Annotated in this window: 10 protein-coding genes; 5 read left to right on the top strand and 5 right to left on the bottom strand. The window is 49.2% G+C overall.

What is annotated here, in order from left to right:
* Positions 1–125: 125 nt before the first annotated feature.
* Complete coding sequence (locus EPA93_RS16925) at positions 126–1,376, top strand: FAD-dependent monooxygenase (RefSeq protein WP_129888637.1); 1,251 nt, start codon at positions 126–128, stop codon at positions 1,374–1,376.
* A gap of 846 nt (positions 1,377–2,222) precedes the next feature.
* Positions 2,223–4,325, top strand: a complete 2,103-nt coding sequence (locus EPA93_RS16930) for an ATP-binding protein (RefSeq protein ID WP_165423196.1) — start codon at positions 2,223–2,225, stop codon at positions 4,323–4,325.
* Between the two features lie 93 nt (positions 4,326–4,418).
* Here the strand turns inward: EPA93_RS16930 and EPA93_RS16935 are convergent, their stop codons facing one another.
* The 4 genes from EPA93_RS16935 to EPA93_RS16950 all read right to left on the bottom strand — a co-directional run bounded on the left by EPA93_RS16935 (position 4,419) and on the right by EPA93_RS16950 (position 9,709).
* Positions 4,419–4,727, bottom strand: coding sequence for an antibiotic biosynthesis monooxygenase family protein (locus tag EPA93_RS16935; protein WP_129888639.1), 309 nt, complete (start codon positions 4,725–4,727; stop codon positions 4,419–4,421).
* A gap of 177 nt (positions 4,728–4,904) precedes the next feature.
* Positions 4,905–5,843, bottom strand: coding sequence for a helix-turn-helix domain-containing protein (locus tag EPA93_RS16940; protein ID WP_129888640.1), 939 nt, complete (start codon positions 5,841–5,843; stop codon positions 4,905–4,907).
* A gap of 275 nt (positions 5,844–6,118) precedes the next feature.
* Positions 6,119–7,732 carry a N,N-dimethylformamidase beta subunit family domain-containing protein gene (locus tag EPA93_RS16945; RefSeq protein WP_129888641.1) on the bottom strand — a complete coding sequence of 538 codons (1,614 nt, stop codon included), beginning with the start codon at positions 7,730–7,732 and terminating at the stop codon, positions 6,119–6,121.
* Positions 7,733–8,302: 570 nt separating this feature from the next.
* Positions 8,303–9,709, bottom strand: coding sequence for an outer membrane protein assembly factor BamB family protein (locus EPA93_RS16950; protein ID WP_165423197.1), 1,407 nt, complete (start codon positions 9,707–9,709; stop codon positions 8,303–8,305).
* A 596-nt stretch (positions 9,710–10,305) separates the two neighbouring features.
* On the opposite strand from EPA93_RS16950, the gene EPA93_RS16955 reads away from it, so the two are divergent.
* Positions 10,306–10,869: a TetR/AcrR family transcriptional regulator gene (locus EPA93_RS16955; RefSeq protein ID WP_129888643.1), complete on the top strand. Its 564-nt coding sequence runs from the start codon at positions 10,306–10,308 to the stop codon at positions 10,867–10,869.
* A gap of 43 nt (positions 10,870–10,912) precedes the next feature.
* Here the strand turns inward: EPA93_RS16955 and EPA93_RS16960 are convergent, their stop codons facing one another.
* On the bottom strand, positions 10,913–11,818 hold the full coding sequence (locus EPA93_RS16960) for a LysR family transcriptional regulator (protein WP_129888644.1): 906 nt from the start codon (positions 11,816–11,818) through the stop codon (positions 10,913–10,915).
* Between the two features lie 239 nt (positions 11,819–12,057).
* Between EPA93_RS16960 and EPA93_RS16965 the strand changes: the two genes are divergently transcribed.
* A complete protein-coding gene (locus EPA93_RS16965) occupies positions 12,058–13,428 on the top strand; it encodes an MmgE/PrpD family protein (RefSeq protein ID WP_129888645.1) in 1,371 nt (456 codons plus the stop codon).
* A 26-nt stretch (positions 13,429–13,454) separates the two neighbouring features.
* Positions 13,455–14,276 (top strand): phosphosulfolactate synthase, encoded by an 822-nt coding sequence (locus EPA93_RS16970; protein WP_129888646.1) that lies wholly within the window; start codon positions 13,455–13,457, stop codon positions 14,274–14,276.
* The last annotated feature ends 52 nt before the right edge of the window (positions 14,277–14,328 follow it).

The following is a 14,328-nucleotide window of genomic DNA, read 5'->3' on the forward strand; positions in this document are numbered from 1 at the left end:
CATTTTGATCTTTTCGCTCTTGAATTTTTGTCGCGCCTATTGCGTTTAACTATGCCATCCATACATCCATTTACCCAAAGTAATGACGCTCATGAAAAAACAAAAAGAAGCGAAAGGCAAAGATCATGCAAAAAGATCTCTCTATCAACAATAAACATATTCTCATTTCAGGTGCAAGCATCGCTGGACCCGCACTTGCATGCTGTCTAAGGCGATATGGTTTCCAGCCCACTGTAGTAGAGCGAACTAAGCAATTGCGTGAGGGCGGCTACAAAGTTGACATTCGAGGGGCAGCGGTTGAGGTAGCCAGGCGGATGGGAATAATTGACGATATCCGACGAAAGAGCACCAACATGCGAAGTGCAACGTATGTTACCAGTGACAATAAGCCAATTGTTACCATGCCTGCTGACTTCATGAATGGGCGCGTTGATGGTGAAGATGAGATCATGCGTGGTGATCTGGCATGTATCCTCTACGAGCAAACGAGGCAGGAGGTCGAATATCTCTTCGGCGATTCCATTACCTCTCTTGTGCAGAATGATGATGGGGTGAAGGTCACCTTTGAGCGAGGAGAGCCACGCACCTTTGACCTGGTGATAGGTGCTGATGGGCTACACTCGAATGTACGCCGACTTTCCTTAGGGGATGACTCGTCTTTCATCCATCACCTGGGTGGATATATCTCCATCTTCACCATTCCCAACTTTCTTCATCTCGACCACCAGGAACTCTACTACAGCACTCCAGGAAAGCTCGTGAGCATCTATAGCACAGGAAAGAACACCAGGGCAACGTGTCTTTTTTTCTTCACTTCGCCGCCACTGCCCTACGACTACCGCGATAGCATGCAACAGAAGAAGCTTCTCGCCAACAGATTTGCCGGAGATGGATGGCATATCCCACGGCTGCTTCAGTTCATGGGGGATGCGCCGGACTTCTACTTTGATTCGACAAGTATGATCCAGATGGATCACTGGTCAGCCGGGCGAGTCGCGCTGCTTGGAGATGCTGCTTACTGCGCCTCGCCTGCCTCCGGTCAAGGCACAGGTCTGGCTCTGGTGGGCGCCTATGTACTGGCTGGAGAGCTTCACGCCGCAGCTGGAGATTATCAACAAGCATTTGCCCGCTACGAAAGCGTGATGCGCGAATACGTCAAGGTGAACCAGGAGTTTGCAACCGTGGCTGTCAAGTACTTCACACCGCAGACCCAAATACAGCTCTGGTTTCGCAATCTTATGTTGCGGGTGCTGCCATATGTGCCATGGAAGAACCTCATTACCGGAAAGATTATGCAAGATCTTCAACGGGCGGTCAATGCTATCACGCTTCCAGACTACGAAAGGGAATGCACAGAGACTAACCAATCGGTATGAGTCTCTTCTCTCGTCCTCCAGAAAGCCCCGAAGAAGACAGAACCCCGACGAAAAAGAAGGGCTTTCATCTTCTGCCCACCACCTTGTTGCACTGAACCAGGGAATGAATAGAAACGATACTTACAGCTGCGTCACGCTCTGGCGCAGCTTTTCTGCTGTTGGCCAGTCGAGGTCAAGCTTGCCCCGCTTCATGGGGCACTCATATAGTATATATCTACAGCGCTCTTGCCACGCTGTGAGAGAGCGCTGTTGCTTGATAAGCAGGCCCTCACGTTCTTAGCCTGAAAGGGCTTGAGCCCACCGCACGCCACGGGGATCGATCACCAGCGGCGCGGCGCTTCTCGGGTTTTCACCCCTTGCTTGATGCAAATTGTCTTCATCTCGTGTAGAATAGATGTGTAATGAAGGCCGGGACAAGGGATGGCGCTCCTCCGGCTGCTCATGTGGCTAAGGAAACGCTTCAACGCTCTCTCGAAACATAGAAAGGGGAAAGTGGTGGACAAGGCAACCATCCCATGACGAAGAAAAACCCTCATCAGCTTCTCCCTCTGCAGAAAATCCTACCCTCACAAGAAAGGTCTTAGCTCTTCTACAAAACTTATATATACAGAACAAAAATCGAGGAGACATATCAGATCATGTTTCTGGAAGTCCTTTTCTTCCCACTTTCAAATGTATGATTCCTGAAATATATTGTTTAGTTGGTAACCAGACTGTACACTATCAGCGAATATATGATATATGATACCAAGTACATATCTACCTTGTAGCTAAGCACCAGCTTGAAGACAAGGTTTGTCTTCTCAGATGATGCAACTGTTAGCAACATCGAAGAAGGAGCTATTGTTGGTCAACCAGGCAAACAAACCAAATTATCATTACGCAAATGTAATGATTGAGCATATGCCCATCGGCATCGCCATTTATGATGCCCAGGAGTTTCGTTTGCTGGAGGCAAATGCTCTCTTCCTGGCAAGCCTGAATACCTTTCTTGATCTTCACTGGCACAATGAACAGATCATCGGGCGCTCCATTACAGAGTTTGGTTCATGGCTATTCCCGCTTGGCATTAGCGATATTTTTTACTCAGTCGCGGAAACAGGCCAACCCTACCGCGCAGAAGAAATGGCCGCATACACCATTCAGGGCCAGCTCACTTTCTGGAACTGGACTTTGGATTGCATACGCGATTCTGCTGGAAGCGTTAGCCATGTAGTGCAAACGCTTATTGAGGTCACAACTCAGGTTCAAGCTCGCCAATCCTACCTCGCCACTGAGGCTGATAGCCCTGCTGAAGCAGAGCGCAAGCGCCTGGAAGTCATCGAGATCGTTGAGCGTAGCGTCCGCGAATTGATGGATACGCAACGTATTGGCGCCATCGCAATCGATGCTATTCAAACGTACTTCCATCCTGACTTTATTAGCCTGCATACTGCCGACAACGATCAACGCATGTACCACCTTCTATGCGTACATGTCCCTCCGGATAGCAAACAAATCGTTAGTAGTTTACAACAGGTTCCCTTTACGAGTTCCCTCCTCCTCGCCCAGACAGCCCAACATCGCCAGCCGCTTTTCCTCGCTGATCTCCAAGCTGCAGTGAAGGTGGGCCGCATAGATCAGCAACATCCGCTGATCAAGAAGAAGATGCGCGGTTTCATCTGCACACCTCTCTGGTTCGGCGATCAGCTTGAAGGAGTTTTAACTGCAGCATTTAGCCAGGTCATTCAACCAACGGGGCCCGAGATGCGTACTTTCCTGAGTATCGGCACTCACATCGCTGCGGCCCTGGCTCAAGCTCGTCTGCATGTAGACATACAGAACAGGCAGATGCGCTTACATAGTGTCCTTGACCAATTGCCCGAAGGAATTATTATTGCTGAAATCGTTAGCGGGTCCATTGATTATGCGAATCCTGCGGCTGGCCGTCTCCTACGGCTTCCCTTGCCTCAGCTGATTGGAACACCCGTCCATCGTTTTGCCCAGAGCTATGCTTCCAGCTCCCAGGCCGGCATTGAGTTCCCAACTATCTCCTGGAACTTCTTCCTGATTCAGGCCCTCAGCGGCGAGACCGTACGCAGCAAGGAAACTACTATTATTCACTCCGATGGTAGCCAGGTCTCGATGCTGGTTTCGGCAGCGCCCTTATATACAAGTTATGATGGAAATCAGGTAATGACTGGGGCAGTCATGGTTTTCCAGGATATCACGGCTCAGAAAAGCATTGAGCAACACAAAAATGAGTTCCTTTCTATCGCCAACCATGAACTACGGACACCTATCACCATCATCCAGGGCTTTGCCGAGCTCTTAAAGCTAGAAGAAACAAATACAGCCCTGAATGACTTTACACGCTCTGCGCTCGCCCACATCATTGATCAGAGCGAGCACCTTGCTCGCCTTATTAAAGCTATGCTTGATGTTTCCAGGATCGAGCACGAACAATTCGAGCTCAAACTGGCAACGCACGATCTGCTGCCCATCATAACCCATATCGTGAAAAGCCAGGCTATTATGTTGAAATACCATCACATTCATCTGCGACTGGAAGGTCTGCAGGAAACTGCTACGCTTATCGGGACCTTCGACAAAGAGCGCGTTGTACAGGTCATCAATAATCTTATCAATAATGCTATCAAATATAGCCCTGAAGGTGGAGAGATTGAGGTAGGCTTACAGGCTATCGCGGAGGTCCGGCACCCGGATAGATACCGGGAGGTGCTGATCTGGGTCAAGGATCAGGGAATTGGCATCGCTCCGGATGAAATACCCCACATTTTTGAGCGCTTTCATCGCGCCCGTACGCTTGATCGCTCTTTTAGCGGCTTTGGTATCGGACTCTATATTGTCAAAGAGATTATTACCCGCCATAGCGGCCGCGTTTGGGTTGAGAGCACCGTAGGAGTAGGCTCTACGTTCTACATCCGCTTCCCACTTAAAATATACTGATTCGCTTACATCGCTCTTCTCAACAGACAAGCTGCCGGCACTATTGCTATGCCAACAGCTCGCCAGGTATGCTGGTCTCAAATAAGCCTGAGATCAAGCTTTTCTATTCGCCACTGCGGTGACCTCGTAATGGCGCATCTCTTGAATATCGTTGAAAAATGGTTTGACGGCTTCGAAAAACGCTCTAAACTCCGGGCTCTTACGAAATCCCTCAAGGTGGCCCTCCACTGAGTCCCATTCAATGCGTAAAACAAACGTCGATTGATCCTCAAGACAACGCGACAATTCGTAGCTAAGGCAATGAGGAGATTGCTCTAGCCCGCTCCGCGCTCTCTGATAAGCCTCTTCCAGGGCGACAGCCTGTTGCCCCTGAACCTTGTAACGAGTGTACTCGACGATCATCTATGTGCTCCTTTTCTAAGCTCTATCTAACAATGCACGTAAGCTGATGTTTGCTCTATCATCCCCACCTGCAACGCGCCCGAATACGACACCCTCCAATTTCGTTGGAAGTGCGCTATCTTCTTACAAGGAACAGTATAGTCAGATGCTGGCCTGCCTGTCTTGAACAAACATGCGCTAGGATAGAACATTCTTGCGATGTTCTTGCACAAACATGCGAGGAGGTATACCAACTACGCGCTTAAAACTGCGTGTAAAATGACTTTGATCGGCAAAGCCAAGGTGCATAACGATCTCAGAGAGGGGCACTTCACCCTTGAGCAGCATCATTTTGGCATACTCGATACGTAAACGTAGAATATACTGGTGAGGAGAAATACCCAGTGCCTGTTTAAAACTGTGCGCAAAGTGATATGAACTCATTCCCACAATTGTCGCCAGTTCTTTTAGTGTGAGAGCCTGATCAAGGTGCGTATGAATATACTCAACAACATTTCTCCAGGCGGTCGAACTAAGCTTTGTAGAGGCAGGCACAAGAGACTTTTTATGACTATACAGACAAAAATGTTTGAGTATATGAGCGGCCAGTGCATTGGATAGCGCATCTATATAAGCCGCAGAAAAAATAGTGCTCTCGGCCGAAAGTTCAGTTAGAAGCGTCAGACCTAGTTGATAGATCAAGGGATCTTGAAACTCTTCTGGGGTCTCAATAAGCTCGATAGAAGAGATCTCTATTTCCGCTTCCTCAGCAAACCGCTCTAGCAGCGCTGGCTGGATAGATAGTAGGAGAAACTCTGCATCCTCTTGCCAGCGCATCCACTGCAGAGAATGGGCGGGACATACAGCCAGATCCCCTCTGGCCACGGTCAGATGAGATACACGGCCATCATTTACGCGATGCTCAAAAGATAGATATGGTTGAAGAGCAATGCGCATTTTATGGATTGGTAAGGAATAGCTGCATTCTGCCGGCGGTTGTCGATGGTGCTCAAGCGCCATGAATTTCCAGGAGGCTCGCTTTGGAACAGCGATAGGTTGCGCGGAAAGCGGCAACATGACTGTACAATCCAGGTAGGGCAATTCTTTATTTTCCTGAGAAACTGTTGCTTGCATCATCAGCTGGTCACCTTACTAGTAACTATGGCGGCAGAAACACGTACTCCCCATCGCTGCTTACAAGACCATCTTATCAACAAACTTCCATATAATCAACCATCCGCCAAAAGTATAAAAAGGCTGCGAGAAGCTTGGGACTTCTCACAGCCTTCAGATCATTGTCAGGTTGCCCTTCCGCATGCTCACAGGTTTCTCAATGGCCAGCGAGGAATGTGGAAGCCAACTTCAGCTGCCTCTCGCTGTCATTTCCCAAAGCCGATCATAAAGTGAACGTATTAGAGGGTATGGCGCTGAACAAGCCCCGCCATAATATTCTTCATAAACTGCTGGATCTCAGGGACCACCTGCGCATCCTTTGTCCCTAGCAAAGTTCTATCATAGCGATAGGAATCAAGTGCCGCAGTCCAATAGATCGAGCCAGAGGCAAAGACAAGCGCGCCAGAAGGTGCAACATAGTAGGCTGTATTGCTGGTATCTTGTGTGCCCTCTATGCTGAGCGTGTGCGATGTCGCAAGTACGCGCAGAGTTGACGGCGTATGACCATTATTAAAGACCTTATCCCATTCATAGCCCACCAGACCAAAGTCAAAATGTTGCCCTGGCTGCAAGCCTGTATCCTTCAAGAAAGGTGAGGTAATTTCTGGATCTAGCTTCCAGGCGGCCCCACGCAGTTTACTATTATAATCCGAGTACATGATCCCTATCATTGAGTTCTCAGGACGCCCTACAACAGGATCACGCCATAGCGAAGTCACACGGCTATTGTCAATGCCATATAAAGGATCGCGTGTTAGCCCAAAGCGTGTGACGCCTCCAGAGTCTGTAGCCATATTATCAGGCGAAAGCACCTTATAGCAGACCACGGTTTGATTAGGCACACCCCTTGTGCTTGGTTCAAAGCGGATCTGCCAGTAGCAGGCATTAGCCTCTAAAAATGCAAGTCCAACTCCACGATCACGTGCAGCTTCTACTCCTTCGCGCATCTCTTTTGTCCAGTATTCATCGTGCCCTATCGATAAGTAAGCCTTATGCCGTAACAAAAGCTGCGGATTGGTATGGAGATCAATATTGCTTATATAAGAAACATTATAGCCTTCACGCTCCAGCCAGCGAATGATATTAGCTTCGAAGACAAGGACTTGATCAGACCCTTCCTGAAGCGCGCTAGGTCGATCGAAGGAAACTTTCGCCGCGGAAATATGGTTCCTACTGCTATCGGGATAGAGGCTCTGTCCTCCCCAGTTATTATAAGCTGCATAAGTTGTATCTGCTGTAACTACTACATATGGCGCATTTGTATTCCCCAGTACGTTAAATGTGGTATACGTCTGCCAGCCGGCATCATCAGTCAATTTCACCAGATATACCCCAGTCATCCAATCCTGGGGAATAGTAAGATTATAAGAAGGCTTCCAGCGCGCCTCAAGCAGGCCTGTTTCCGGATCGTAAAAATGCGTAGGACAGTCGATCAGCTTAAAATTCTTTGCATCATAATACCCTTGCGCCTGCCCCTCTAATTTTGTCGAAAACATAAGCCGCGCTCCCGAACCTTGATACCATCCCATGCGATAAATGGCAAGCGTATAGGGAGTACCGGCCTTCTTAGTACTTACATAAAATGTGAGCTTCTGCCCAGGCGCTACCGAGCGCGCACCTACATATGCCTGAATCTGCGTCGTGGCTTCGTGCCCTGCCGGAATCATCCAGGCAATTGTTCCCACCAGCGAGTTCTCAGCGACTATAGGATTTTGTTCCGTAACCGTGGGAACTGTGATCTTTGGCAATTCTAGCTCTTGTTGCTTTGGCCCCGGAACAAATTTTGCCACTACAAGTGCTGCCCCGGCGGCTATTCCTGACGCTATAAGCGCGAGTACGCTTCGTCGTCTCATAGGAGTCCTCCAACTTATTTCTTTCGAAACCCGCTCTGAATATGAGCGACACCACCTGCCCTTACAGTTTTCCTCGTAGCACTGTCCTAAGCTACCCTTTTACTTTAATAAAATAATTGTATTATCCAGGCTCATTTAGAAAGGTGTAGATAAAGGTAAAGAACAAGTGATATCCCAGCGAACTCGGTGTAAACAGAATCACCTGCTTCAAACCGCCCATTTCACCCTACAATTGCTACCCCAAACCCTCTATTATCTCCTCTTCTACCTGAAAAAATATGTTTCAATAGTTAATTTTTCTCTCCTAAAAATAGAATATTACTGGAGCAATTCGCCTCTTTCACATATAGTAGCCGTTCTGCGGGCTGGATTGCTCTTCAAAATGAATACTATTAATTTACATACAACAGGTAGCTCCTCATGGAAGGACTGAGAAAGAATTTGGGAGGCTTAGATATGCCGACACCAGCACAAACTTCGCCTCCACAAATCATAGGGAAAATAGATAAGCTGCTCATAACAAATGGGCAGCTTTACCACAGAGCGCTAAAGTAGTCCTACAAGAGGAGCTCAGGAAATGCTAACAGCAACAACGCCAGCCATGGTTCCAACAAAGATCTGCTTGCCTGAAAGAGTAGGGGAAGCAAAGCGCGAAGTTTGACCTACAGAGGCAGTAGCTCGCACTGAGCCATCAGCGATATTGAGCGCATAGAGTGTACCGCCCCGGTCAAGGCTATACACTGTATGTCCACCAATAGTAGGCGAGCCAGTCACCTGTCCGTGCGCCTGCCATCCTACATTTAAACTCGGCCCATCCCCAACCTTGATCTGTCTTAATCCATCAGTACAGGGAAGAAAGAGTTCTGTGCCAGTTGAAGCAGCTCCACCATAAGAAGGGCATATAGACTGCTTCTGGATCTGGCCACCAACGCCTCCTAGCGCATTAGCATGCAGGAGATAGGTTTCTCCCGACTTACCAACAGAAACGATTAAGCCATTCGAGAGGAGGACAGGGCTCATCGAGCCCAGGTCTGCATCATTGGCATTATCTTGCTGCCACTGGGTCGGGGCAAAACCATCTTCAAGCTTTAAGCTTGAGGATAGGCGCAATACCGAATCTGTATGGTCCCAGTCGCCTTGTGTCGCTTCTCCGTTCCCAACAGCCACATAGAGATCTCCCTTACTATCTATGACCGGCCCTGGTGGTGCCCAGATGCCACCCTCGCGCGCCGTTGGCACTTTATAGGTCAGGAGAGATCCATTACCATCGGTACGCGAGGCGATGACCCAGCCATGATAATTTCCACAATCGCCATACAATCCGCCGTATGTGATATAAACCATGCCTTGAGATAAGGCAAGAGCTGAACGCTGCTGATGGTATTTGGGCTCAATGCCAGCCGGGTCAACCACGCGACGCATCCGAATCTTACCCGTGTTGACATCAACCCCAACCAGGATATGAGATGGTCCCTGGATCTCAGCTACGGCAAAGACAAGGTGACTGGCAGGATCATAGACAGGAGTTCCAGTGATACCAAGAGGATCAATGTTACCACACGGCAGCGTAGAGAGGGAAACTGGATTGCCCACGTTCACATGCCACTGCACGCGTCCTGTATGCCTATCAAGTGCATATAATGTGTCGCCCTCGGTCGCCACGATTACACTATCGCCGATCACCAGAGGTTCGGCATAGACAGCGCCATCAAGTTGAGATTTCCAGGCCACGCTAAGTTGATGGGGATTAGGCATATCGGGCAACATACCCGCACGCGTATTATCATAGTGATAGGTAGTCCAATCGGCATTATGTGTAGGAGCCGTCTGCGCTGTGCTCTGCCCTGGTGGTGTGCTAGCAGGGGTAGGCGAAGGAGCCGCACTTTGTGGCGCCGTAGAGCCACAGCCAACCAGGAACAACAATAGAGCACATATTCCTACGCTACGATAGCTCTGGATGAGGGTATGCGATCTCATTATCGGTCTTCTGTTCACCTGGCTTGCGCTTGTTTTATAAGCAAATAGTGGCCACCATACAGCCGAAACTTTCTTCTCTCGCTGCACATGAGCCATCTTCCTAGAAGCTAGCCTTGTTGACATGACCTCAAACATCAGCTTTCCAAGCAGTGTACTGAACGCGACGAATATTATGGCTATGAGGGTGTATACAGTTAGCATCGCTTATCTCTCCTTAAGAGACGTTTCTGACCTTAACAGCTTTTTGAGATTGCGAAACGTAGCTGGCCTGGAAAAATCTGCCACCTGGACAGACATCTCGTAAACCATCTCAGAGATCTTTCAAAATCCCTCCATTGCGCCACAAACTGGCGTCTTCAATGATTACGAATAAGGGTTTAAAATAGTCTCAGCAGCAAAAAATATAAATAATGTACTTTGAAGTTGTTCATTATACTAAAGACTACGTTGTGCCGACAGCTATAAAAAAGCTATCCAAGCAGAGCTGTACACAATGCCTATAAGGACAAAAAACATAATCAACTAAGCAAGCTCGTGATATAATGGATCAGCATAGAGAGCTTATAGAGCAGAGTATTATGCTGCGGTAAAGAAACATGGATACACATGATCGACGCGTGAAGCGTACACAGAATTTGCTGGCCCGAGCATTGATAGCGCTTACCCTAGAAAAGGGTTACGAGTCGGTAACCATTCGCGACATTACAGAGCAAGCCGATGTAGGGTATGCAACATTCTTCCGTCACTATCATGATAAAGATGCCTTGCTGGAAGATGTGCTTAACGTGGTCTTAGCCGATCTCATAGATCTGCTCCATCCAGCACCAACCGAGGCTGATCCCGCCACTCTGGGAACCTTGATATTTCGCTATGTCCAGGAACATAGCGAGGTTGTACGCGTGGTGCTAAGAAGTCGCTGGTCATCTACCCTTCTCCAACATGCGATTGAGACGGGTATAAGCCACGTTCTGCAGCAGCATCCCCCACGCGAAGGTAGCCCTGTGCCGATTGAGATCGCGGCTTATCATATCGTTACTTCGTCGATTGCTCTGATTCAGTGGTGGCTAGAACATGACATGCCCTATCCGCCCGAGCAGATGGGGACCATTTACAGTGAACTTATAGCTCGCCCCACCAACGCAATAGCCTTCGACTCCTAGATGCTTCGCCTGCCCTATCTTGGCCTGGTGATACCTTTGCAGGTCAGGGAGCTTGCAAGGTAGCCTGCCGTTGAATTGTGTTAATCAGTGCGCGCGCTGCATGTGAAATAGGGCCAAAACGTCGATAGACCAGGGCAAAAATAAACTCCTCGGTGACATCGGTAACCGGTAATAAGGCCAGGCCATCGCCAATCTGCGTAGGTCTTACCAGGGCAGGTAAGGTTAAAGCCACACCGACGCCTTGCCGCACTAACTCCTTGAGACCTTCTACAGATTCGATCTCAATGGTAGGACGCACCTGAAGTCCCCGCTGGGCAAAGATTCGTGTAGTGATCTGTCCCAGGCGAGACGTCCCATCGAGCAGGCAAAGCGCTTCTCCAGCCACCTGTTGCAACGTTACCGAGGCCTGACCTTGCGCTACAAATGGATGCTGCAACGGAACCAACAGTTGGAGCGATTGACGGAATAGCTCGGTGACGATTAAGAGCTCAGATTGCAGCGATGGATCTAATAGCAGGCCAAGCTCCACTACACCTTGTTCAACCCATTTCACCAGTTCGCTCGTATGATTCACGCGCACCTTCAGATGCACATGTGGATATTCTCGATGAAACGAGGCAAAAAAAGGCGGGAGGAATGAGGTCGCTAAGGATTCTACGCACCCGATAAGGACGGTACCGCGGTAGCCGGCACGCAGTTCAGTCAAGAGTTGTTGCCCCTGCTGCAATTGCTCAAGGGCACCTCTCACATATTCGGCAAACTCTTGCCCGGCTGCGGTTAAAATTACGCGCCGCTTTTTGCGCATAAAAAGTTCTACTTCTAATTCGGCTTCTAAGGCGGCTATCTGCCGACTCAAAGCCGACTGAGCGACAAGACATAGCTCGGCAGCTTTGCGAAAATTTTGTGTTTGAGCTGCCGCCAGAAAATAGGTGAGCTGATGAAACTCCATTTACTTTCTCCCTTCTAGTTGATGCTACTACAGCATCAATAATATATCAAATAAGTGTTGGACGCATCAATTGGCTAACAGTATAATGCCCATATGACCTGCTGGTATCGATGCGCATCAAGCCCGGGTTACATCAGTTACCTTCTACCTTCGCAAGAAGTGTAATTTCTGAAAATACTACTAAGGTGGAAGGCAGGCAATATCGCATACCTCCTAATATCATGAGAAAAGAGGGAGCTATGACCCTGGATGAACAATTAGCTGCCTATGTCGTAGGCGCAAAGTACGAGGATCTTTCAGAGCAGGCCCGTGCTGAACTAAAAATTCGTATCCTTGATGCTCTGGGTTGCGCGATAGGAGCGCTTGCCGGCCCTCCTATAAGTAGGTTACGTTTGCAACTCGAAGATTTTGGTGGCAATCCGCTGGCAACGCTTATCGGCGGCGGGAAAACTGCCCCCGATCGCGCTGCTCTCTATAACTCAGCCCTGGTGCGCTATCTCGATTATAACGATAGCTATATCGCTCCTGGCGAGACCTGCCATCCCAGCGATAATCTGGGTTCAGTGCTGGCCGCCTGTGAATATGCCCATAAAAGCGGCAAAGATCTTCTCACAGCTCTTGCCCTTGCCTATCAGGTTCAGTGCCGGCTTTCAGATGTAGCGCCTGTCCGCGCCAGGGGCTTTGACCACACTACTCAGGGAGCCTATGCCGTGGCGGCAGGGGTCTCAAAGGCCCTTGGGCTAGATCAGCAAAAGACCGCCAATGCCATCGCAATAAGCGGCACGGCCTATAATGCCTTACGGGTTACCCGTACTGGCAGGCTCTCCAATTGGAAAGGTCTGGCCTACCCCGATACGGCCTTTGGCGCTACCCATGCGGCCTTCCTGGCCATGCGCGGCATAACCGGTCCTCTCGAAGTATTCGAGGGCAATAAGGGCTTCATGCAGTCCATTTCTGGACCTTTCAAGATTGACTGGGAAAGCGAAGATCTGGAAGCTGTGCGTCGCACAAATGTCAAAAAATACAATGCCGAGTTTCATTCTCAGTCGGCCTTGGAGGGAATTCTAGAGCTGAGAGAAACGCAGCAGCTTTCCGCTGATGCCGTTACACAGATCGAGATCTCCATCTTTGACGTCGCTTACAATATTATCGGCGGCGGTGAAGAGGGCAATAAACACCTGGTACAAACTAAGGAAGAGGCAGATCACAGCTTGCCATATATGGTAGCTGTGGCCTTGCTCGATGGAGAGGTCACGCCAGCGCAATATGCGCATGAGCGAATCGTCAAAGCGGATGTCCAGCAGTTATTGCGGAAGGTAATCATTCGGCCCAATGAAACATTGAGCAAACGCTTCCCCAAAGAGATGCCCTGCCATATCCATGTCTCGCTCAATAATGGTCAGGCGCTCGATCTTGATAAAACTGACTACGAGGGATTCTATAGCCGTCCAATGTCCTGGGAAAAAGCCTGCGCTAAATTTGAACGACTCACGACTCCTTCTCTCAGCGCACAGAAGCGTAACGCCATTATTGATGCCACCGCTGGCTTAGAGGCGCTAGATGTACACGATTTAATGACGCTCTTAGGACTATCTTTGTTAAACGCTTAGCAAGTATGCAGAAGGAGATTTTATACATGAGCCAGAGAGCATTTCCCTTTATCCATTTGAATGAGCGTGAGGGCAAGCCACGTTCGCGCGGTGTCACAGAGATTCGCGGCCCCTACTATACGCCTATGGGTAAGCGCTATCTAGAGGATATTCTCGAAACGATGGGCGAGTATGTCGACTCTTTGAAATTTGCTGGTGGTTCCTTTACGCTGATGCCGCAGCAGTCGCTTAAAGAGATCATTGAGCTTGCCCACCGTCACAACGTTATGGTCTCCACAGGCGGCTTCATTGAACATGTGCTCACGCAGGGCAGCGAGGCAGTTAACAAGTATATCAATGAATGCCGCAACGTCGGCTTCGATATCCTGGAAATCTCTAGCGGCTTTATCACGATCCCGGTAGATGACTGGCTGCGCCTTGTTGAGAAAGTGCAACAAGCAGGAATCAAGGCCAAGCCAGAGGTTGGCATCCAATTTGGGGCCGGCGGCGCTACTACAGCCGAAGAGTTAGAAGCCGAAGGCACACGTGATGTCGAATGGGCCATCGGGCAGGCGAAAAGATTTCTAGATGCTGGCGCCTATATGATCATGATCGAGTCCGAGGGGATTACTGAAAATGTGAAGACCTGGCGCACAGACGCGGTTGCCAAAATTATTGGTTCGCTAGGATTGGAACGAGTAATGTTTGAGGCGGCCGATCCCGAGGTCTTTGCCTGGTACATTAAAAATTATGGCGCCGAGGTGAATATGTTCGTGGATCATAGTCAGATCGTCCAGCTTGAATGTCTACGCTCGGGTCTCTGGGGCACCAAGAGCCTGTGGGGGCGTGTCTTGACCTACAAGGGTTAGTTAGCATGCGGAGAGATAGGGAAACCTGATGTATTTCCTTATCTCTCCATCA

Origin of the sequence: Ktedonosporobacter rubrisoli, from assembly GCF_004208415.1 — a bacterium.
Lineage (GTDB): Bacteria > Chloroflexota > Ktedonobacteria > Ktedonobacterales > Ktedonobacteraceae > Ktedonosporobacter > Ktedonosporobacter rubrisoli.

Coding starts and splice junctions, on each gene's coding strand:
- EPA93_RS16960 (WP_129888644.1), bottom strand. CDS start 11,818: ATGGAGTTTCATCAGCTCACCTATTTTCTGGCGGCAGCTCAAACACAA.
- EPA93_RS16950 (WP_165423197.1), bottom strand. CDS start 9,709: ATGAGATCGCATACCCTCATCCAGAGCTATCGTAGCGTAGGAATATGT.
- EPA93_RS16955 (WP_129888643.1), top strand. CDS start 10,306: ATGGATACACATGATCGACGCGTGAAGCGTACACAGAATTTGCTGGCC.
- EPA93_RS16925 (WP_129888637.1), top strand. CDS start 126: ATGCAAAAAGATCTCTCTATCAACAATAAACATATTCTCATTTCAGGT.
- EPA93_RS16945 (WP_129888641.1), bottom strand. CDS start 7,732: ATGAGACGACGAAGCGTACTCGCGCTTATAGCGTCAGGAATAGCCGCC.
- EPA93_RS16940 (WP_129888640.1), bottom strand. CDS start 5,843: ATGATGCAAGCAACAGTTTCTCAGGAAAATAAAGAATTGCCCTACCTG.
- EPA93_RS16970 (WP_129888646.1), top strand. CDS start 13,455: ATGAGCCAGAGAGCATTTCCCTTTATCCATTTGAATGAGCGTGAGGGC.
- EPA93_RS16965 (WP_129888645.1), top strand. CDS start 12,058: ATGACCCTGGATGAACAATTAGCTGCCTATGTCGTAGGCGCAAAGTAC.
- EPA93_RS16935 (WP_129888639.1), bottom strand. CDS start 4,727: ATGATCGTCGAGTACACTCGTTACAAGGTTCAGGGGCAACAGGCTGTC.